Genomic DNA, 19,228 nt, shown 5'->3' with positions numbered 1-19,228 from the left:
ACCTCCCCTTCCACCTCCCCCCTCTCATCCCCCGGACTACGCCAGGAAAAACTGTCACGGGAGGATGAAAGTACCACGCCACCGCCGCAGTATGACTCAAGTCTTTTTCGTGGAATTCAATAACCACAATTTACACGAACAACCTTTCATCGCCAGAATTACAAGCGAGGCTACATGATCAAGAACCCGGACTGGTGGCGTGGCGCCGTTATTTATCAAGTTTATCCCCGCAGTTTTTACGACTCCAACGGCGATGGCATTGGAGATCTGCCCGGGGTTACCGCAAAACTGGACTATATCGCCAGCCTGAACGTGGACGCTATCTGGCTGTCCCCGTTCTTTACCTCACCCATGAAAGATTTCGGCTACGATGTTTCCGATTACCGTAACGTTGACCCCATCTTCGGCACGCTCGAAGACTTCGACGAACTCATCGCCGAGGCCCACAAGCGGAACCTGAAAATCATGATCGATCAGGTACTGAGCCACTCCTCCGACCAGCATCCCTGGTTTGTTGAGAGCCGTAGCAGCCGCAAAAACCCGAAAGCGGACTGGTATGTCTGGGCAGACCCCAAACCCGATGGCACGCCTCCGAACAACTGGCTGGCGGTATTTGGCGGCTCAGCCTGGGCATGGGACAGCCGCCGTAAACAATATTATCTGCACAACTTCCTGACCAGCCAGCCCGATCTGAACTTCCATAATCCAGACGTTCAGGAACAGATTCTGTCGGATGTAAAGTTCTGGCTTGACCGGGGCGTAGACGGGTTTCGACTGGATGCCATCAACTTCTGCTTTCACGACCCGAAACTGCGGAACAACCCCGCGAGCAAGGCCATTGCAGAGGGCTCTATCGGCGTTCGCAAGGAAAACCCCTATGCTTACCAACTCCACAAGTTCGACAAGACCCAACCGGAGAACATCGAATTTCTGAAACGCCTGCGTACCTTACTGGACCAGTATCCGGGCACCACCACCGTAGGAGAGATCGGCGATGACAATTCTCTGCAAACCATGGCTGATTACACCAGCGGCGGTGACAAGCTGCACATGGCCTATTCATTTGACCTGCTCACAGAGCATCATGGTGCAGAATTCTTTTACAAAACCGTGAGCACCATCGAAAGCAAACTGACCGACGGCTGGCCCTGCTGGGCCATTGGTAACCACGATGTGGCCCGGGTTGCTACCCGCTGGAACGCAAGGTCCGAGCAACAGCTCAAAGCCTATATGGCCATGTTGCTCACCCTTCGCGGCAGTGTCTGCATCTATCAGGGTGAAGAACTGGGGCTGACTGAGGCCGAGTTGCATTACGATGACCTTATGGATCCCTATGGCATTAACTTCTGGCCGGAATACAAGGGACGGGACGGCTGCCGCACACCCATGGTCTGGCACCACAAGGAATCCCACGCCGGGTTCTCCGATGCGCGCCCCTGGCTACCGGTTTATGATGACCATTACAACGCCGCAGTCGCGGTTCAGCACGCCGAGGATAATTCCGTGCTCGCGGCTTACCGGGCATTTCTGGGCTGGAGAAAGGACCAACCCATATTGCTCAAGGGCGACATCGAGTTCAGCAAGAGCCCGAAGAACACTCTCGTCTATACCCGTAGCCTCAATGGGCAGACGGTGATGGTAGCGCTGAACCTGAGCAAAAACACTGTCACCATTCCCATGCCAGGTGCCGGCACCCCTGAACCGGAAACCCCGGATTTTGTGGGCGGTCAGTGGCATGGCAAGAATCTGACACTTGGGCCCTGGGGCGTCGATATCGCCCGGCTCTGAACATTCCACGACCCAACAAGAAGACAAGACATATGGCCAGCGTCACTTTACGCAATATCTGCAAGAGCTATGACGAAGTCCAGGTAACTCGCGACGTTAATCTGGACATTCAGGACGGCGAATTCGTCGTCTTCGTCGGGCCCTCCGGCTGCGGCAAATCCACCCTGTTACGCATGATTGCGGGCCTGGAAGATATTACCTCCGGCGACATGTACATTGGCAACAATCGTGTAAACAACCTGCCACCCAAGGAGCGGGAAGTGGGCATGGTATTCCAGTCCTACGCCCTCTACCCCCACATGGACGTGGCGGAAAACATGGCGTTTGGCCTCAAGCTGGCCAGAACCAACAAGGCCGAAATCGACCGTCGGGTTCAGGATGCTGCCAATCTGCTGCAACTGGAAAAACTGCTCGAACGCAAGCCCAAAGACCTCTCCGGCGGCCAGCGCCAGCGGGTAGCCATTGGCCGAACCATTGTGCGGGAACCGGAGGTCTTCCTGTTTGACGAGCCCCTGTCAAACCTCGACGCCTCCCTCCGTGTACAGATGCGCATTGAAATCTCACGCCTGCACAAACGCCTTGGTGCCACCATGGTCTATGTTACCCACGATCAGGTAGAGGCCATGACCATGGCGGACAAGATCGTGGCCCTGGACAACGGCGCCATTGCTCAGGTTGGCAAACCCATGGAGCTTTATCATTACCCGGCCACGCGCTTTGTCGCAGGTTTCATAGGCTCCCCGAAAATGAACTTCATGAACTGCACGGTCGCCGCTGCCAGCAGCCAGTCGGCGACCATTGTCATGCCCGGGGACCACCAGCTGGAGCTGCCGGTGAATGGTGCCGAGCTCGCGCAAGGCGAAACCGTAACCCTCGGCATTCGCCCGGAGCACCTGAGCGAAGATCGGGAAGCGGACATGTACCTGGAAGGTGAAGTGCACGTGGTCGAACGTCTGGGATATCAGACCCTGGTGCACCTGGACGTCAACAACGTCGAAGGCGTGATCACCATGCGCACCGACGGCTCCAACCCGATTCAGGAAGGCGCCCACATGACCCTGGGCATGAACGCAAGGAAATGCCACCTGTTCCGCCAGGATGGCAGCGCCTGCCCCCGCCTCTACCGCGAACCCTGCATCGATTACTGATCCCCACCAGGTTCCTCAGGGGCCAATCCCGGCCCCTTGCCATTTCGATCTGCCGTCACCTTTTGTCAGGTGACTTCTTTGGCCGGTTCCGTCACGTACCGGCCCTTTTTTCTGGACAAAAAAAAGCCCGGTCAGCCGGGGGATCAGGCTGACCGGGTCGCGAAAGTTAACGCCGGGAGACACAGGGATCGCGGAAAAGGGAGTTGGCTATCCTTTGACGCCACCGGCGGTCAGCCCGCCAACAATCCATTTCTGGCAGTACAGGAAAATCACCGTAATTGGCAGGCCGGAAAGCACCGCCGCTGCCGCAAAGTCACCCCACAGATAATTCTGTTCATAAAGGTACTGCTGGGCTCCCACCGCCAGCGTCAGCTTGTCGGTATCCACCAGCAGCACCGATGCCATGGGGTACTCCATGATCGTCATGATGAATGCCAGGATGAACACCACCACCAGAATCGGCACCGACAATGGCAACAGGATGTAGCGGAACGCCTGCCAGGTGGTGGCGCCATCCACAATAGCCGCTTCCTCCAGGGAGCGGTCAATGGAGTCGAAATACCCCTTGATGGTCCAGATGTGCAACGCCATGCCACCCAGCGAAGCCACGATCACCGCACCGTGAGTGTTCAGCCCCAGCCAGCTCACATGATTACCGATCTGATCGAACAGGGCGTACAGCGCCACCAGGGAAAGCACCGGCGGGAACATCTGGAAGATCAGCATTGATTTCAGGACAAACCCCTTGCCGGCAAAACGCATACGCGCAAAGGCGTAGGCACTGGTCGTGGAAAGCGCCAGGATCAGAACCGCGGAAACAACGGCAATCTTGATCGAATTCCACAACCACAGAAGCACCGGAAACGGTGGCTGAGTGGTCACGCCATCTTCACCGGTGTAAGGAATACCCAACGCCAGATACCAGTGTTCCAGGGAAGGATTTTCCGGCAGCAGGCTGCCGGCAGCAAAGTTGCCGCTGCGGAACGAAATGGAAATAACCATCAGCAGCGGAAACAGAATGATCACGATGAACGCCAGCATCCCCAGATGGGATGCCAGCACACGGTATTTGGTGGAGCGGGGTTCAACCATGGCCATAATAAGTTCCTTACACCTTGATCTTGGACAGTTTGAGATTGATCAGGGACAGCGCACCCACCACCAGGAAGATTGCGGTGGCAATGGCTGCGGCAAGACCAAAGTTCTGCCCGGAATCCTGGAACGCGATGCGGTAGGTGTAACTCACCAGAAGATCGGTGGTTCCTGCCGGCGTACTCGCACCGATGATGTCCGGAGCCCCCCCGGTCAACAGCGCAATCAGGACAAAGTTATTGAAGTTGAACGCAAAACTGGCGATCAGCAGCGGCATCAACGGTTTGATGATCAGCGGCAGGGTAATGTTGAAGAGATTATTCACCGGCCCTGCTCCGTCCATGGCCGACGCCTCATACAGATCCCGGGGTATTGCCTGCAGCAGTCCCATGCACAGCAGCATCATGTAGGGATAACCGAGCCAGGTATTCACAATCAGAATCATGGTGCGGGCCAGGGCCGGATCACTGAACCAGTCAGGCCGGAGACCGAACAGCCCCTCAAGAACCAGGTTGATCTCACCGAAGTTCTGGTTAAACAACCCCTTGAACACCAGGATCGAGATAAAAGCCGGCACAGCGTAGGGCAGGATCAGCATGGTACGGTAAAAGGCCTTGCCGCGAATCTGCTCCCACTGCAGCAGGTTGGCCAGCAGCAGGCCCAGAGCCAGGGTGAAAACAACAGTGGCTACAGCGAACGAGAGGGTCCAGACAAAAATCTCGAAGAACGGCCCGCGAATGGAAGGGTCCGTCACCACCTTCAGGTAGTTGTCCCAGCCAATGTTAACCGTCCAGCCGGGCGACAGGGCCTTGCCGTCGCCATCCCGGTAAAAGCCTGTCTCATGATCGGGAAAGTAGGTTACCCCGGTCTGGTTGTTGGTGAGGCTGCCATTCCCGTGCAGCGTGAACTGGGGGTGAATGGCAGCGAAGGAACGCAGGCTCGCCTGGCTCAGCTCACGCCCGTCTTCGGTTATCAGCGTAAGTTCCGAGAGCTCCCCCCGCAGCTGAATGATCTCGCGAATGGACAGAGGCTCGCCCTGGGGCTTACCGGATACCGGCAGGACCGGGGCCGAGCGCTCGCCTTCGTTGAGCTTCACAGGCGCCGAGGTCAGATTCTGGTATTCACCTTCGAGCCAGAATACATAGCCCTCAGCCGTTCGGTAAAGCTGGTAATCATAGCGAATCGCTTCCGACTGGTACGTCCGGCTCAGGAGGTTGTCCTGCACCTGCTCGTAACTCAACAGGTTGCTGGCACTGTAATTGGTGAAGCCGATGCCCACGGTATACATGAGCGGAAAAATCACGAACAGGCCCATGCCGGCGATGGCAGGAAAAATATACCGGTGCGCATACAGCTTTTTGCTGACAAATACCGCGACAGCAGACGCGGTGAGCACCAGAAACAGCATGGCAAACACAAACTCACGCTGGGCGTATAGTGCCAGTATGAGGTAGAGCGCGGCAGCGACAAGTACCGCCAGCGCACCCCACTTGAGAAATACTCGGGTCATGGAGTGTCTGCTTTCAATACCGGGAAAGGACAGGGTTTCCGTTATCATTGTAGTCAGCCCGTTGATATCCGTCGCCCCAAGGCAACGGCGGATGTTCATGCACGTCTCAGTTGCCCGGAGCCGGGCAGCGGCAACACGGCCCGGCTCCGGCTTACCAGCCTGGTTAGCGGGTAATTCGCTGAGCGGCCGCGTTCAGGGCATCTTCAACGGACTGGCGTCCTGATGTGATATTTTGCAGGGCGGGTCCCATGGAAGACCAGAAGGCGCCCATGGCCGGAACATTTGGCATGGGTTCGCCCAGCCGGGCATTCTCGAAGGTCGCCTTGATATTGGGATCGGAAGAGAGTTCGCCCATGAATTCTTTATTGGCGACAGCACCCAGGGGAACGTCATCGTTCACCATCTTCAGACCTTTAACCGAGAGCACGTAGTTCTCCAGGAACTCAACCGCCAGATCCTTGTTCGGACTGGCCGAGTTCAGGGTTGCGGCCATCACGCCCACCATAGGCTTGCTGGGCTGTCCGCCCACCGTCGGAATAGTGGTCACACCAAAATTGATGCCACTTTTCTTGAGGTTACCCCAGGCCCAGGGACCGTTGATCATCATGGCAGTCTCGCCCTTGTTAAAGCTGGACTCCATGGCGCTGTAATCCGCTCCCCGCGGCATTACCCCTTCCTCGATCAACCGGGTCAGCGCTTTGGCGCCTTTGATGGCACCATCCGTGTTCACCCCGGTGTCCTTCACATTCACAGAACCATCGGCATTCTCACCGAAAATGTAACCACCGGCTGCAGCCAGCATCGGCCAGGTGAAGTAGGTGTTGTTGTAGTCCCATAGGACGGCGCGCTTACCGTTTTCCGCCAGCTTCTTATGAACCGCGGGAATGTCCTCGAAGGCACTGGGTGGCTCGGGCAGCAGATCCTTGTTATAGATCAGTCCAATGGACTCGACCGCCATCGGGTAGCCATACATTTTGCCATCCACCGTGACCGCATCCCAGGTGAAGTCATAGTTGGCGTCGATCACACTCCGGGACGGTTTGATTTCGGAAATAATGCCGCTCTGGGCCCATTCACCGAAACGGTCGTGCGCCCATATAAAGATATCGGGGCCATTACCCGTGGCAGCGGATTGCTGGAACTTGTCGGTAGCATTGTCAGGGTGCGCGACTTCGACGGCGATGCCGGTTTCTTGTGTAAACCAGTCACCTACTTCCTGCAGGCCATCATAGCCCTTGTCGCCATTGATCCAGACCAGAAGTTTGCCCTCTTCGATCCCGGCATAAGCCGGCATGGCAGCACCGAGCGAGACGGCAACCATGGACGCGGCGAGTGTACTGCGGATAAAAGTTCGACGATTCATCAGGTGATTCCTCTGTATGTTCTTGCCTTATTCTTGTTTTCCGGCCATGCGCGAGGTTGTGGGACCGGACGTAACGCAAAGCTTTCATTTGCGAGTAGTGGCACTGTGTGGCAATTCCCGGTAATAAGCATCACCCCTTATTTCATTCCCCGAGGCGTAGCAAAGGGGAGTAGACAGGCGTAGAAAATTCCTCCTACCGCCCCCGGGAGAAGTCTGGTTTGATGGCACTCACAAGAATGAAAACCGAAACGGAGCAACTGCCATGAACCCCTGTGCCAGACACCTGAAACTCCATGCCTGCATAGCCTCGGCCCTGATCGCGGCGGGCTGCGCCTCAGGCCCCGGCAAGCCTCCGGTTGTGGCCGGGCCACCTTCGGGAAATGATACCAGCGTTTTTTGCGAGGCCGAATCAACCGAAATGACGATTCAGGTCGGCTCCGTATTCTCGGATGGCACACTGGTAAGAGATTTCTACACTGGCAACACGGCCCGCGTCCGCGAAGGCCAGGTAACCATGGCCCCGGGAGATGGTGCCGAGGGCTTATTGTTACTGGAATCGGTAGACACCGCCAAAGGCCAGTTCACCTGGGCGGGCGCGACGGTCTATTTTGCCGTGACCGATCGTTTTGCCAATGGCACCACACGCAACGACCTTAATTACGGTCGACGGACGGATGGCAAGGATGAAATCGGCACCTTTCATGGCGGTGATTTTGCCGGCCTCACACAAAAGCTGGATTACCTGTCAGAACTTGGTGTGAGTGCCCTCTGGATTACCCCGCCCTTCGAGCAGATGCACGGCTGGGTCGGAGGTGGTGACCGGGGCGATTTCCAGCATTACGGCTACCATGGCTACTACGCCCTGGACTTCACCGTACCGGACGCCAACTTCGGCACCCGGGAGGAGTTTCGCACCCTGGTTCAGGAAGCCCACGAGCGGGGCATCCGGGTAGTTATGGATGTGGTTATGAACCATCCGGGGTACAGCACACTTCAGGATATGCAGACCTTTGGTTTCGGTTCGCTGTTCGAAGGGTTCGAAAAGCATCTGCCCGCGCAGTGGGGTGATTGGCAACCGGAATCCTGGGAAAACTTCCACGCCTACCACGCCCTCATTGATTACGACCATCCGGACTGGCGCAACTGGTGGGGAAAGGACTGGGTCAGGGCCGGTATCGCCGACTACGACACGCCAGCAAACGCCTCCGTCGATCCTCAGCGCGGTTCTCTTGCCTTCCTGCCGGATTTCAAGACGGAAGCCGAACAGGCCGTTGATCTTCCTGTCTTCCTCCGGAACAAGGAAACCTCCCGGAGCCGGCAACTGGACAATGCCACGGTGCGGGATTACCTGATCACCTGGCTCACCGACTGGGTCCGGGAGTTCGGGGTGGACGGTTTCCGGGTGGATACCGCCAAGCATGTGGAGCCGGAAGCCTGGCTGGCGCTCAAGCAGGAGGCCCAGGCCGCCCTGGATGATTACCGCAGCCGCAACCCCGACACTGAACTACCGGCAGACGAGTTCTGGATGGTTGCCGAGGTTTTCCCCCACTCCGTCCGCAAGACCGCCTATTTTGATGCCGGCTTCGACGCGGTGATCAACTTCGACTTCCAGGAAGAGGCCCGGGCCGGTGCCCAGTGCCTGCCCGCCATGGAGTCCGTCTACAGTGATTACGCCGGCAAACTGCACGGTGCCGACAACTTCAACGTACTGAGCTATATCTCTTCCCACGACACCAGACTGTTCAGCCAGCTTGCAGGCAATGACTCGGCGCTACAGAAGCGGGCTGCGGCTGCACTTATGCTGACCCCCGGTGCAGTTCAGGTGTTCTATGGCGATGAGTCCGGTCGCGCGTTCGGGCCAACCGGGTCCGATCCCCATCAGGGCACCCGGTCCGACATGAACTGGCGCGCCATTGAGAATGGCGAGGTGTCCGCCATCCTCGAGCACTGGCAGAAACTGGGCAAGTTCCGCGAGCGCCACCCTGCCATCGGCGCAGGCGAGCACCGGTTGATCAGCCAGCGACCCTATGTATTCTCAAGAACCAACGGCGATGAGCGGGTGGTGATTGCGTTCGGGAGAAAGTGAGCTGACCATGAGTTATTCGAGATTTCTGGAAGAAACCCCTCTTATTCCTGGCATGATGCGCCTGCTGGACCATGCCGAACTTTGCAAACCGGCACGGCTGGCAGCCTGGATACAAAAAAGGCTGGATGAAGGTCTTAATACCTTTGACCACGCTGATATTTATGGGGATGGCGAATGCGAGCGTGTTTTCGGCGAGGCACTGAGCCGGCTTCGGGTCGGGCAGATCCATACATTCCTTATTCACCGGCCAGATCCGCTGCTGGATGCGGAATCACTGGCGACTACTCTGGTTCGCTCTGCTGGAGGCAATGCGGCAAACTGCGGTGCCCTGAAGGGTATCGCAAATTTGACATAAGTCACCAACCTACAATTTTTTACCCAAAATTCCACTTTAGTCCCATTGTTGGCTTCCGGTTCAATGCCACACTATTCCGGTTAAGAAATAATCAGAAAAACGCAGTCCGCCTCCTCTGTGGCGCTGCAATTCCGGAGGCCAGCCCGAATGAATGTCAGAAAAGTGCTCTTTTCTGCTTGCCTGCTACTGGTGGCGAGTACCACTGCTTATGCCGAAACTCTTAAAATCGGACTGAACTACCCCCAGACCGGTCGCTACAAGGACCAGGGGCTGCAACAGCGTCTGGGCGCTTTTCTGGCGGTTGACGAAATCAACAAGGCCGGCGGTGTCATGGGTCGCCAACTGGAACTGGTGATCAGAAATACCCGTGGTGAACCGGCCCAGGGTGCGAAAAACACAGCCGAACTGATCGACCTTGAAGGTGTCCAGATGGTGTTCGGCGGTGTGTCGAGTGCGGTTGCCATTGCTTCCGGCAAAGCCGCGCGCGAACGGGACAGGATCTACTTTGGCACCCTCACTTACTCGAACGCGACCACGGGCGCCGAAGGGCATTCTCATATGTTCCGGGAACCCTACAACGCCTGGATGGCCGCAAAAGCCCTCAGCCAGTACCTGACCAGCAATCACGCCGACGATGATTACTTCTACATCACGGCTGACTACACCTGGGGTTGGTCCGTGGAGGAGTCGGTACGCAAATTCTCGGGAACCGAAGACACTCAGCGCCATCAGGGCGTGAAGACCCCGTTCCCCAGAGCCCTGATCACCGACTTCCGGCACGCACTTGAACAAGCGGATGCCAGCAATGCCAAGGTTCTGATGATGGTCCTGTTTGGCGACGACATGGTACGCGCCCTTAACGTGGCTTACGAAATGGGGCTCACCAGCAAGATGCAGGTCGTAGTGCCCAACCTGACCCTGGGCATGGCACGTCAGGTGGGCCCCACCATTATGGAAGGCGTTATCGGCGGCTCGCCCTGGGTATGGAACGTGCCCTACGAGCTTAACTACCCCAGAGGAAAAGAATTTGTAGAGGCCTTCTCAAAGCGGTATGAAATGCGGCCCTCAACCGCTGCGGCTTCTGCCTACAGCATTGTTTATCAATACAAGGATGCGGTCGAGCGAACCGGTACCACCAATACCACCAGCCTCATTCGGGCCCTGGAGGGGCACAGATACACTTTTCTGAAGGACGAGCAGTACTGGCGGGAATTCGATCACCAGAATATCCAGACGGTGTATGTGGTCAAGGTCAAACCACGCAACACAATCATCGCTGATGAATACGGTTCCGATTATTTCAGCATCATCGATTCCATGCCCGGCGATCAGGCGGCCCAGACCCGGGAAGAATGGGAAGAGCGGCGCCGGGAGGCGGGCAAGCCTCTGCGGCTCTAAATTCGCCGGCAGGCCCACTGGAAAGTCCGCCCCTGAATGGGCGCGGGCTTGGCGGGCTTACACCTCCGGATTACCCAGTGCCTCGGCGGCTCCCAACAGCCCCGTGTATGGCTCCATGACCACGTAAACCGGCGTAAACTCCAGCAGCGGGCGCATTCTGCCCTTGTCTTCAAAACCACTGCTGAACGGGCTTTCCAGGAAAAAATCCAGAATGCGGGGCAGAATGCCGCCACACAGGTAAACCCCTCCGGTACTTCCAAGCGTCAGCACACCATTACCGGCAACGCGACCCAGCAACTCGCAGAAATGCCGCAGGGTATGTCGGGCCAGGGTATCCGTGTTATCCAGAGCCGCTGACGTGATTTTCTCCGGGCCATCCAGTGGGGCAGCGACACCCTGGATTTCCGCATGGGCCTGGTAGAGGTTCAACAGACCCTGGCCGCACAGAATCCGCTCCACCGAAACCCGGCCGAAGCGGGCCTTGAGGATACGCAACACCGCCATTTCAGTGTCGTCCGTCGGCGCAAAATCCACGTGCCCGCCTTCGGTCATCAAGGGCACCCAACCCTGTTGAATCGGCACCAGCCCGGAAACCCCGAGCCCGGTTCCAGGCCCCATAACAAGCCTGGGACGCCGACTGTCACCCGGCCCCCCGCAAACATGAACCAGTTGGTCATCCGCAACATGGGGAACACCAAGTGCCATAGCGGTAAAATCGTTGATCACCTTGAATGCCGCCCAGCCAAACTCTTTTCGGATTTCTTCGGTATCAAAGCGCCAGTGGTTGTTGGTCATCCGCACCTGGGTTCCGCGTACGGGCGAGGCAACCGCCAGGCAGGCCCCATCCACTTCCGAAACCCCGACCCGTGTCAGGTAATCCCGAACGGCATTCTCGAGATTGTTGTATTCCCCGCAGGGCAGGATCTCTATGGCCCGGGGCTGCACGCTGCCCCGCTCTACCAGCGCAAAGCGCGCATTGGTGCCACCGATATCACCGACCAGTGAATAGTGTGCTGCTGTCATGCCTCATGATTCCAGAAAAAGCTGGCCCCTTTCTCGGGATTACTGGTGGCGCGACGCATCCAGCCAAACAGTTCCCGTCCATAGCCGTGATGATAACCCGTAAGGTCCGCTTTTTCAGATTCCCGCCCGGCTAACTCCTGCTCGTCGACCCGGATGGCAAGAATGCCTTTTTCGGCATCCAGGCAGACCGGATCACCATTTTTGACTTTCGCCAGAGGCCCGCCATCCAGCGCTTCCGGGTAAACATGGATCGCTGCGGGCACCTTGCCGGACGCACCGGACATGCGGCCATCCGTCACCAGGCCAACCCTGAATCCGCGGTCCTGCAATACTCCCAGGTAGGGGGTGAGTTTGTGCAGTTCCGGCATGCCATTACTTTTCGGGCCCTGGAAACGCACAATCACAATGCAATCCCTGTCCAGATCGCCGGCTTCAAATGAGGCCTTGAGTTCGTTCTGGTCATTAAACACCACGGCGGGAGCTTCCACCTTACGGTGCTCGGGGGCAACGGCAGACACCTTGATCACACCCCGGCCAAGATTGCCATTGAGCACTTTCAGCCCGCCATCCGGTGCAAACGGTTCCGCCACCGGGCTGAGAACATCCGGTCGCAGACTTTTTTCCGACGCGGGCTTCCAGACCAGATTTTTATCCTCCAACTCCGGCATCCGGGCGTAACGCTCCAGGCCATAGCCCACTACCGTGTTCACGTCATTGTGCAGGTAGCCACCACTCAGTAGCTCCCGGATCAGGAACGGCGTACCGCCCGCTTCGTGAAACGCATTCACGTCTTCCTCGCCGTTAGGGTATATCCGGGTCATGGACGGCACCACTGAGGAAAGCTCGGCATAGTCGTTCCAGTCGATAATGATACCCGCCGCCCGGGCAATGGCGATCCAGTGGATGGTGTGATTGGTGGAACCACCGGTGACCAGAAGCGCCACCAGGCCATTAACGATGCTCTTTTCATCCACCATGTCGCACAGACCGAGTTCGCCACCGTGAGGCTTCGAGAGTTTGATCACCTGTTCGGTTGCTGCCCGCGTGAGTTCATCACGCAGCGGCGTATGGGGATTTACAAATGCCGCCCCGGGCAAGTGCAGCCCCATGACCTCCACTAATAGCTGATTGCTGTTGGCAGTGCCATAAAACGTGCAGGTGCCCGGGCTGTGATACGACTTGCTCTCGGCCTCAAGCAGTTCTTCCCTGCCAACCTTGCCTTCGGCGTAGAGCTGACGGATGCGCTGCTTTTCTTTGTTCGGAAGCCCCGAGGGCATCGGGCCCGCCGGAACCAGAATGGTGGGGAGGTAACCGAAGCTGAGGGCACCGATCAGAAGGCCGGGAACAATTTTGTCGCAGATCCCCAGCAGCAGAGTGGCATCGAACATGTTGTGACTCAGGGCCACCGCGGTACTCATGGCGATGGTGTCCCGGGAAAACAGGCTCAGCTCCATACCCGGCTGACCCTGGGTTACCCCATCACACATGGCGGGGGTGCCACCGGCAACCTGCGCAACAGACCCCATTCCCCTCGCTGCCTCCCGGATCAGTTCCGGAAATCTCTCATAGGGCTGGTGGGCGGAAAGCATATCGTTGTAGGCCGTAACCACGGCTACGTTGGCCTTGTTCATGAACTTCAGGGTGTCTTTGTCGCCCTGACTGCAGGCCGCAAAACCGTGGGCCAGATTGCCACAGGAAAGAGCACTCCGGTGCGGGGACCGGGCTTTCAGAACATTCATGCGGTCCAGGTAATCCTGCCGCGTTGACTCACTGCGCTTGATAATTCTCTGGGTAACCTTGGCGACGGTCGGGTGCATGATGGGCTCCGTTGTGTAAATTACTAGAGTGATCTTTTATTCGTAACTTTACTTTCTTTTTTTGGATATTTCACCTTCAGATCGTTCATTTGTTGTTTTTTTGTTGTTATATTTACTACATCAAAGAAAATCAACGAACAAAAAACGACCAACAAGGAGTCAAATGATGACGATCCGCATCGCAATTAACGGTTTTGGCCGTATCGGTCGCAATGTGCTCAGGGCATTGTATGAAAATAACTACCGGAGCCAACTGCAGGTTGTTGCCATTAACGACCTCGGAAACGCGGAAACCAACGCCCACCTGCTCAAGTATGACAGTGTTCATGGCCGGTTTAACGCCGATATTAACCACGACGCTGAATCCCTGACCGTGAACGGCGACCGGATCGCCATCACAGCAATCCGCAACCCGGAAGAACTTCCCTGGAAAGACTACCGTGTTGATGTGGTCTTTGAATGCACCGGCCTGTTCACCGAACGGGCCAAGGCCGCAGCGCACCTGAGCGCCGGCGCCCGCAAAGTCATTATTTCCGCCCCCAGCCCCGATGCGGATGCCACGGTGGTATACGGAGTGAACCATGAAATCCTGACCTCCGGGCACGACATCATATCCAACGCATCCTGCACCACGAACTGCCTGGCGCCTGTTGCCGAAGCCCTGCACGACAGCATTGGCATTGAGAGTGGCCTGATGACCACCATCCACTCTTACACCAACGACCAGAAACTGAGCGACGTTTACCATTCCGACCTGTACCGGGCACGATCCGCCACCCAATCCATGATCCCCACTAAAACCGGCGCTGCGGCCGCTATTGGCAAGGTGATCCCGGCGCTCAACGGCAAACTGGATGGCCTGGCGGTTCGGGTTCCAACCATCAATGTATCGCTGGTGGATTTCGGCTTCATCGCCGGTCGGGAAACCACAGTGGAAGAAGTGAATAATGCGGTAAAAGCGGCCGCCGGGAACAATCCGGTTCTGGGCTACAACACCGAGAAACTGGTGAGCGTGGATTTCAACCACAATGCGCTCTCAAGCATCTTTGACGCGAACCACACCCGGGTACTGGGTCGTCATGTAAAAGTCATGGCCTGGTACGACAATGAATGGGGTTTCTCGAATCGCATGCTGGATAACGCCATTGCCCTGATCAAGGCCAGCCAGTAACCCTGGCCACCCGGATTCATTCCGCCACTTGTTCGAGACCATTTTGAAGAACCAAAGGACACCAACCATGCTCAGGCGTACCAAGATAGTCGCCACCCTCGGCCCCGCCACCGACTCACCCGAATCCCTGGCCAGCATTATTGCTGCAGGAGTAGACGTCACCCGGCTGAACTTTTCCCATGGCAGCGCCCAGGAACATATCGACCGCGCACGCCGGGTGCGCGAGGCCGCCAGTGCTCAGGGCCGGTTTGTCGCACTACTTGCCGATCTCCAGGGGCCCAAACTGCGTATCGCCCGGTTCACCGACAACAAGGTAACCCTGGTTGCCGGCCAGACGTTTGTTCTCGATGCAAGCATGGACAAGGAGGCAGGTACCGAAGAACGGGTTGGCATCGACTACGAACAACTGATCAACGACGTGCAACCCGGCGATATCCTGGTGCTGGATGACGGGCGCATCGAGATGGAAGTCACGTCACTGGATTCACACAGCATTACGTCCACCGTAATGATTGGCGGCCCCCTGTCCAACAACAAGGGCCTGAACAAGAGAGGCGGTGGCCTCTCCGCCGAGGCCCTGACAGACAAAGACAGGCAGGACATAGTGACCGCGGCGCGCCTGGGAGCAGACTACGTAGCTGTCTCATTTGTGCGCACGGCCGAGGACATGCACACAGCTCGCCGCCTGCTCAGAGAGGCGGGGTCCGATGCCGGGCTGGTGGCAAAGATTGAACGCGCAGAACTGGCCCATGATGCCGCCGCGCTGGATGCTGTTATCGAAGCATCCGATGCGGTCATGGTGGCCCGTGGCGACCTCGCGGTTGAAATCGGTGATGCAGCGCTGGTGGCCGTTCAGAAACACATCATTTCCCGCGCCCGCGTTCTGAACCGCGCCGTGATCACGGCAACCCAGATGATGGAGTCCATGATCACCAACCCGATGCCGACCCGGGCGGAGGTCTCGGATGTGGCCAACGCCGTGATGGATTATACAGATGCGGTGATGCTGTCTGCCGAGACAGCCGTGGGCGATTACCCGAGGGAAGCCGTCGAAGCAATGGTGCGAATCTGCCTGGGGGCGGAAAAGCATCCGTCCATGCATCAGTCCGGACACCGGATTCATGAGCGCATGGCACAGGTGGATGAGGCCATTGCGCTGTCTGCCATGTACGCTGCCAACCACCTTGAAGGTGTTTCTGCGATCATCTGCATGACTGAAACCGGCGCCACGCCCCGGCTGATGTCCCGCATCAAGTCAAGCCTGCCCATTTTCGCGTTTTCCCGCCACCACTCAACCCAGCACCGGGTGGTGCTGTTCCGGGGCGTTCAGACCGTGCCGTTTGATTCGGCAAAGATTCCGAATGCCCGAACCAACGCGCTCGCCGTGTCGGAACTGGTCACCCGCAAGGTGGTGAAGGAAGGCGATCTGGTGGCAATTACCAAGGGTGATTATGTGAATGCCCAGGGCGGAACCAACACCATGAAGATTGTCAGGGTGGGTTCGGATATTCACTGAATGGTTACGCGTCAGAGATCAGCCAGGCTCCCCCGCGCAATTTCGGTGATCTGCGACCAGTCTTTCGCAGCCACTGCATCAGCTGGCGTCAGCCAGGTGCCACCAACGGCCTGAACGTTGCCGAGGGCCAGGTAGTCTGCCGCGGTGTTGCGGCGAATGCCCCCCGTGGGGCAGAAGGTAACGTCCGGAAAAGGGCCGCCGAAGGCCTTGAGTGCCGGGATGCCGCCGGCGACTTCGGCCGGGAAGAACTTGAATTCGCGGTAGCCCAGATTGTAGCCGATCATCAGTTCGGAGATGGTGGCAATGCCGGGCAACAGTGGCGTTTCCGAGGTTATGCCAAATTCGAGGATGGCCTCGGTCACGCCCGGCGTGATGACGAACTGGGCGCCTGCGGCCTCCACCTGTCGGTATTGCGCAATGCTGGTGACAGTGCCCGCGCCGACCCAGGCTTCCGGGATGGCTTTCCGAACTTTTTCGATAGCCTTTACACCGTGCTCAGTGCGCAGCGTAATTTCCAGTACATTTATACCTCCCTCAACCAAAGCCAGGCACAGAGGCACGGCGTCATCGGGATCGTTAACGGTGATCACCGGTATCAGGGGCGAGGAGTTCAGCACCGCTCTCACGCGCTCGCGATGATGGCTGGATAGTTGTTTCATATGTTCTCCATTACAAAATCGAGGCGCTTTCAGGGGCTCCAGAATACCTGCAGACCGGGTTTGAGGAAGGCCCTGACCGGCATTTCCAGAATTTTTTCCGGTTCTGAAATGGCCCGTTCCAGGGTTGCCAGTTTGTCCTCACCCTTCAGGTGCAATGCAGTAAAACGCGCGTCTCTCAGGGGCGGCCAGGTCAGGGTTATGCGCTTCTGGGGCTGCGACGCCGGTGTTGTGGCGGCAACTATGTCCTGGCATTCAGGGTCCATGGCGTACGCCAGTTCCGGTGCGTCCGGAAACAGGGAGGCGGTGTGGCCGTCATTTCCCATCCCCAGAATCAATACATCCAGTGGCAAAGCCAGATCGGCCAGCTCGGCTTTGACCCGGTCCAGTCCATCTGCCGGCGTAGCGCCGGACTGCTTGAGTGACAGGAATCGCGCCGATGCAGCGCGATTTTGCAGCAGGTTGTCCTTGACCAGACGGGTGTTACTTGCGTCATTGTCCGCGTCCACCCAGCGTTCATCCGCCAGCAGAACGTCTACCCTGCTCCAGTCCAGTTCCCTGGTGGACAGAGCCTTGAAAAAGGGCAGCGGCGTGGACCCACCGGAAACCACCAGACTGGCCCTGGGCGCTTCTTTGAGACGATCCATCAAAAATCCGGCAACCGCATCGGCAAGATTCCGAGCCACTTCGTCCGGGTTTTCACCGGACCGGTCACTGACCCCCTTGGGCAGACCGACATCAGACATCTTCATACCAACTCCTCCCGTCCCGTGTGATCATGGCAATGGAGGCAACCGGCCCCCAGGTTCCAGCGGCGTAACGCTTGGGCGGCTCGCCGCCGTCTTTCCAGTTCCGGATAACCTGATCCACCCAGCGCCAGGCGTATTCCACCTCGTCCCGACGAACGAACAGGTATTGATTACCCTTCATGACCTCCCAAAGCAAACGCTCATAGGCGTCGGGAATGCGGTCGGTGGCAAAGGTCTCGGAAAAAGTCAGCTCCAGCGGGCCCTGACGCAGCCGCATACCCTTATCGAGCCCCTGATCCTTGGTAAGGATCTTCAGGGCCATACCCTCGTCCGGCTGCAGGCGGATAATCAATTTGTTGTTGGCCAGGTGCTTCTGGTCCGGATCAAAGATGTAGTGCGGCGCCGGCTTGAAGTGAATGATGATCTGGGAAAGTTTCTCCGGCAGGCGTTTACCGGTGCGGATGTAAAAAGGAACACCGGACCAGCGCCAGTTATCGATTTCGGCCTTCAGCGCCACAAAGGTTTCGGTGGCACTGCCTTTGTTGGCACCGTCTTCTTCCAGATAGCCGGGAACCGGCTTGCCGTTACTCGTGCCGGCTGTGTACTGACCACGGACAACGTAGCTGTCCATCATGTCGGGCGTAATCTGTTTCAACGCTTTGAGCACTTTTACTTTTTCATCACGAATACTGTCTGCAGAAAGGTCTGACGGCGGGTCCATGGCAATCAGGCACAACAGCTGAAGCAGGTGGTTCTGAACCATGTCGCGAATCTGGCCGGCTTTGTCGAAATACCCCCACCGGCCTTCAATTCCAACACTCTCGGCTACGCTGATCTCGACATGGGAGATATGGTTCTGGTCCCACTGGGAGGCAAACAGGTTATTGGCAAAACGAAGGGCGATCAGGTTCTGAACCGTTTCCTTGCCCAGATAATGATCAATCCGGAACAGCTGGTTCTCATTGAAGACCTCTCCCAATTCGTCGTTGATGACTTTCGAGGATTCCAGGTCGTGACCGATCGGCTTCTCTACAACCACCCGCGTCTTCTCTGAGCTGCAATTCGCCGAGCGCAGGTTTCGGGCAATGACACCGTACATGGAAGGTGGGGTTGCCATGTAAACGATCAGTTCGTTGTTGGCATCATCGCGCCATTCGTTGAGTACTTCAAAGGCGCCCGGTTCATTAAAATCCAGAATCTGGTAATCAACCCGCTGCAGAAAGGACTCAGCCAACCCCGCATCGAACTCTTCCGGCTTCACATACTGCTTCAGCTTCTCAAACAACTGGCGGCGCACGGTTTCCGTATCTGCCTTAGTGCGGGCAATCGCCAGAACCCGGCTGCCATCGGCCAGCAGGCTGGCGCGCTCCAACTGATAAAGGGCCGGGAACAGTTTGCGCTGGGCAAGATCGCCCAGCGCACCGAATAGCATCAGGTCACAACGGGTATTGATCTTGTTGACCATTGGTTCCTTCTCTCTGGTGGGTATCCCGTCACAAAAACTTAACGAGCGGGAAAATGTAGTAATCTTAAACAAATAATGACATCAAAAAATC

Annotated in this window: 15 protein-coding genes; 7 read left to right on the top strand and 8 right to left on the bottom strand. The window is 57.3% G+C overall.

What is annotated here, in order from left to right:
* Nucleotides 1–174: 174 nt before the first annotated feature.
* Nucleotides 175–1,788 carry an alpha-glucosidase family protein gene (locus CDH48_RS01845; RefSeq protein ID WP_100686994.1) on the top strand — a complete coding sequence of 538 codons (1,614 nt, stop codon included), beginning with the start codon at nucleotides 175–177 and terminating at the stop codon, nucleotides 1,786–1,788.
* A 32-nt stretch (nucleotides 1,789–1,820) separates the two neighbouring features.
* Nucleotides 1,821–2,936 carry a maltose/maltodextrin ABC transporter ATP-binding protein MalK gene (gene malK, locus CDH48_RS01840; RefSeq protein ID WP_100686993.1) on the top strand — a complete coding sequence of 372 codons (1,116 nt, stop codon included), beginning with the start codon at nucleotides 1,821–1,823 and terminating at the stop codon, nucleotides 2,934–2,936.
* A 207-nt stretch (nucleotides 2,937–3,143) separates the two neighbouring features.
* On the opposite strand, the gene malG is transcribed toward malK, so the two are convergent.
* The 3 genes from malG to malE all read right to left on the bottom strand — a co-directional run bounded on the left by malG (nucleotide 3,144) and on the right by malE (nucleotide 6,901).
* On the bottom strand, nucleotides 3,144–4,034 hold the full coding sequence (malG, locus tag CDH48_RS01835) for a maltose ABC transporter permease MalG (RefSeq protein ID WP_100686992.1): 891 nt from the start codon (nucleotides 4,032–4,034) through the stop codon (nucleotides 3,144–3,146).
* Nucleotides 4,035–4,044: 10 nt separating this feature from the next.
* Entirely contained in the window at nucleotides 4,045–5,586 is a 1,542-nt protein-coding gene (gene malF / locus CDH48_RS01830) for a maltose ABC transporter permease MalF (protein ID WP_379923175.1), read from the bottom strand.
* A gap of 115 nt (nucleotides 5,587–5,701) precedes the next feature.
* Nucleotides 5,702–6,901 carry a maltose/maltodextrin ABC transporter substrate-binding protein MalE gene (gene malE / locus CDH48_RS01825; RefSeq protein ID WP_100686991.1) on the bottom strand — a complete coding sequence of 400 codons (1,200 nt, stop codon included), beginning with the start codon at nucleotides 6,899–6,901 and terminating at the stop codon, nucleotides 5,702–5,704.
* A 262-nt stretch (nucleotides 6,902–7,163) separates the two neighbouring features.
* On the opposite strand from malE, the gene CDH48_RS01820 reads away from it, so the two are divergent.
* The 3 genes from CDH48_RS01820 to CDH48_RS01810 all read left to right on the top strand — a co-directional run bounded on the left by CDH48_RS01820 (nucleotide 7,164) and on the right by CDH48_RS01810 (nucleotide 10,740).
* Nucleotides 7,164–8,987: an alpha-amylase gene (locus CDH48_RS01820; protein WP_100686990.1), complete on the top strand. Its 1,824-nt coding sequence runs from the start codon at nucleotides 7,164–7,166 to the stop codon at nucleotides 8,985–8,987.
* Nucleotides 8,988–8,994: 7 nt separating this feature from the next.
* Nucleotides 8,995–9,342, top strand: a complete 348-nt coding sequence (locus tag CDH48_RS01815; protein ID WP_227520881.1) for an aldo/keto reductase — start codon at nucleotides 8,995–8,997, stop codon at nucleotides 9,340–9,342.
* Nucleotides 9,343–9,489: 147 nt separating this feature from the next.
* The gene (locus tag CDH48_RS01810) at nucleotides 9,490–10,740 is read left to right on the top strand and encodes an ABC transporter substrate-binding protein (protein ID WP_100686989.1); all 1,251 of its coding nucleotides are present in this window, start codon (nucleotides 9,490–9,492) and stop codon (nucleotides 10,738–10,740) included.
* A 57-nt stretch (nucleotides 10,741–10,797) separates the two neighbouring features.
* Here the strand turns inward: CDH48_RS01810 and CDH48_RS01805 are convergent, their stop codons facing one another.
* A complete protein-coding gene (locus tag CDH48_RS01805; RefSeq protein WP_100686988.1) occupies nucleotides 10,798–11,763 on the bottom strand; it encodes a glucokinase in 966 nt (321 codons plus the stop codon).
* Complete coding sequence (edd, locus tag CDH48_RS01800) at nucleotides 11,760–13,580, bottom strand: phosphogluconate dehydratase (protein ID WP_100686987.1); 1,821 nt, start codon at nucleotides 13,578–13,580, stop codon at nucleotides 11,760–11,762. Before edd ends, CDH48_RS01805 begins: the two co-directional genes overlap by 4 nt.
* A 166-nt stretch (nucleotides 13,581–13,746) precedes the next feature.
* On the opposite strand from edd, the gene gap reads away from it, so the two are divergent.
* Both gap and pyk read left to right on the top strand, forming a co-directional pair.
* Entirely contained in the window at nucleotides 13,747–14,751 is a 1,005-nt protein-coding gene (gene gap, locus CDH48_RS01795) for a type I glyceraldehyde-3-phosphate dehydrogenase (RefSeq protein ID WP_100686986.1), read from the top strand.
* A 67-nt stretch (nucleotides 14,752–14,818) separates the two neighbouring features.
* Nucleotides 14,819–16,267, top strand: a complete 1,449-nt coding sequence (gene pyk, locus CDH48_RS01790) for a pyruvate kinase (RefSeq protein WP_100686985.1) — start codon at nucleotides 14,819–14,821, stop codon at nucleotides 16,265–16,267.
* A gap of 11 nt (nucleotides 16,268–16,278) precedes the next feature.
* On the opposite strand, the gene CDH48_RS01785 is transcribed toward pyk, so the two are convergent.
* Genes CDH48_RS01785 through zwf form a run of 3 tightly spaced genes read right to left on the bottom strand, consistent with a single transcriptional unit; the run spans nucleotide 16,279 to nucleotide 19,137 of the window.
* Nucleotides 16,279–16,926: a bifunctional 4-hydroxy-2-oxoglutarate aldolase/2-dehydro-3-deoxy-phosphogluconate aldolase gene (locus tag CDH48_RS01785; protein ID WP_100686984.1), complete on the bottom strand. Its 648-nt coding sequence runs from the start codon at nucleotides 16,924–16,926 to the stop codon at nucleotides 16,279–16,281.
* A gap of 29 nt (nucleotides 16,927–16,955) precedes the next feature.
* On the bottom strand, nucleotides 16,956–17,669 hold the full coding sequence (pgl, locus tag CDH48_RS01780; protein ID WP_100687196.1) for a 6-phosphogluconolactonase: 714 nt from the start codon (nucleotides 17,667–17,669) through the stop codon (nucleotides 16,956–16,958).
* Nucleotides 17,662–19,137, bottom strand: coding sequence for a glucose-6-phosphate dehydrogenase (gene zwf, locus CDH48_RS01775; RefSeq protein WP_100686983.1), 1,476 nt, complete (start codon nucleotides 19,135–19,137; stop codon nucleotides 17,662–17,664). Before zwf ends, pgl begins: the two co-directional genes overlap by 8 nt.
* Between the last annotated feature and the right edge of the window lie 91 nt (nucleotides 19,138–19,228).

Origin of the sequence: Marinobacter aromaticivorans (assembly GCF_002806975.1) — a bacterium.
GTDB classification, from domain to species: Bacteria; Pseudomonadota; Gammaproteobacteria; order Pseudomonadales; family Oleiphilaceae; genus Marinobacter; species Marinobacter aromaticivorans.
This window is presented reverse-complemented; position numbering and strand designations above follow the sequence as displayed.

What these genes read in the sequence shown, in the direction of transcription:
- CDH48_RS01815 (WP_227520881.1), top strand. Translation starts at nt 8,995, where the DNA reads ATGAGTTATTCGAGATTTCTGGAAGAAACCCCTCTTATTCCTGGCATG.
- CDH48_RS01805 (WP_100686988.1), bottom strand. Translation starts at nt 11,763, where the DNA reads ATGACAGCAGCACACTATTCACTGGTCGGTGATATCGGTGGCACCAAT.
- CDH48_RS01845 (WP_100686994.1), top strand. Translation starts at nt 175, where the DNA reads ATGATCAAGAACCCGGACTGGTGGCGTGGCGCCGTTATTTATCAAGTT.
- CDH48_RS01810 (WP_100686989.1), top strand. Translation starts at nt 9,490, where the DNA reads ATGAATGTCAGAAAAGTGCTCTTTTCTGCTTGCCTGCTACTGGTGGCG.
- malE (WP_100686991.1), bottom strand. Translation starts at nt 6,901, where the DNA reads ATGAATCGTCGAACTTTTATCCGCAGTACACTCGCCGCGTCCATGGTT.
- CDH48_RS01785 (WP_100686984.1), bottom strand. Translation starts at nt 16,926, where the DNA reads ATGAAACAACTATCCAGCCATCATCGCGAGCGCGTGAGAGCGGTGCTG.
- CDH48_RS01820 (WP_100686990.1), top strand. Translation starts at nt 7,164, where the DNA reads ATGAACCCCTGTGCCAGACACCTGAAACTCCATGCCTGCATAGCCTCG.
- pyk (WP_100686985.1), top strand. Translation starts at nt 14,819, where the DNA reads ATGCTCAGGCGTACCAAGATAGTCGCCACCCTCGGCCCCGCCACCGAC.
- malG (WP_100686992.1), bottom strand. Translation starts at nt 4,034, where the DNA reads ATGGCCATGGTTGAACCCCGCTCCACCAAATACCGTGTGCTGGCATCC.
- edd (WP_100686987.1), bottom strand. Translation starts at nt 13,580, where the DNA reads ATGCACCCGACCGTCGCCAAGGTTACCCAGAGAATTATCAAGCGCAGT.
- pgl (WP_100687196.1), bottom strand. Translation starts at nt 17,669, where the DNA reads ATGTCTGATGTCGGTCTGCCCAAGGGGGTCAGTGACCGGTCCGGTGAA.
- zwf (WP_100686983.1), bottom strand. Translation starts at nt 19,137, where the DNA reads ATGGTCAACAAGATCAATACCCGTTGTGACCTGATGCTATTCGGTGCG.
- malF (WP_379923175.1), bottom strand. Translation starts at nt 5,586, where the DNA reads ATGATAACGGAAACCCTGTCCTTTCCCGGTATTGAAAGCAGACACTCC.
- gap (WP_100686986.1), top strand. Translation starts at nt 13,747, where the DNA reads ATGACGATCCGCATCGCAATTAACGGTTTTGGCCGTATCGGTCGCAAT.
- malK (WP_100686993.1), top strand. Translation starts at nt 1,821, where the DNA reads ATGGCCAGCGTCACTTTACGCAATATCTGCAAGAGCTATGACGAAGTC.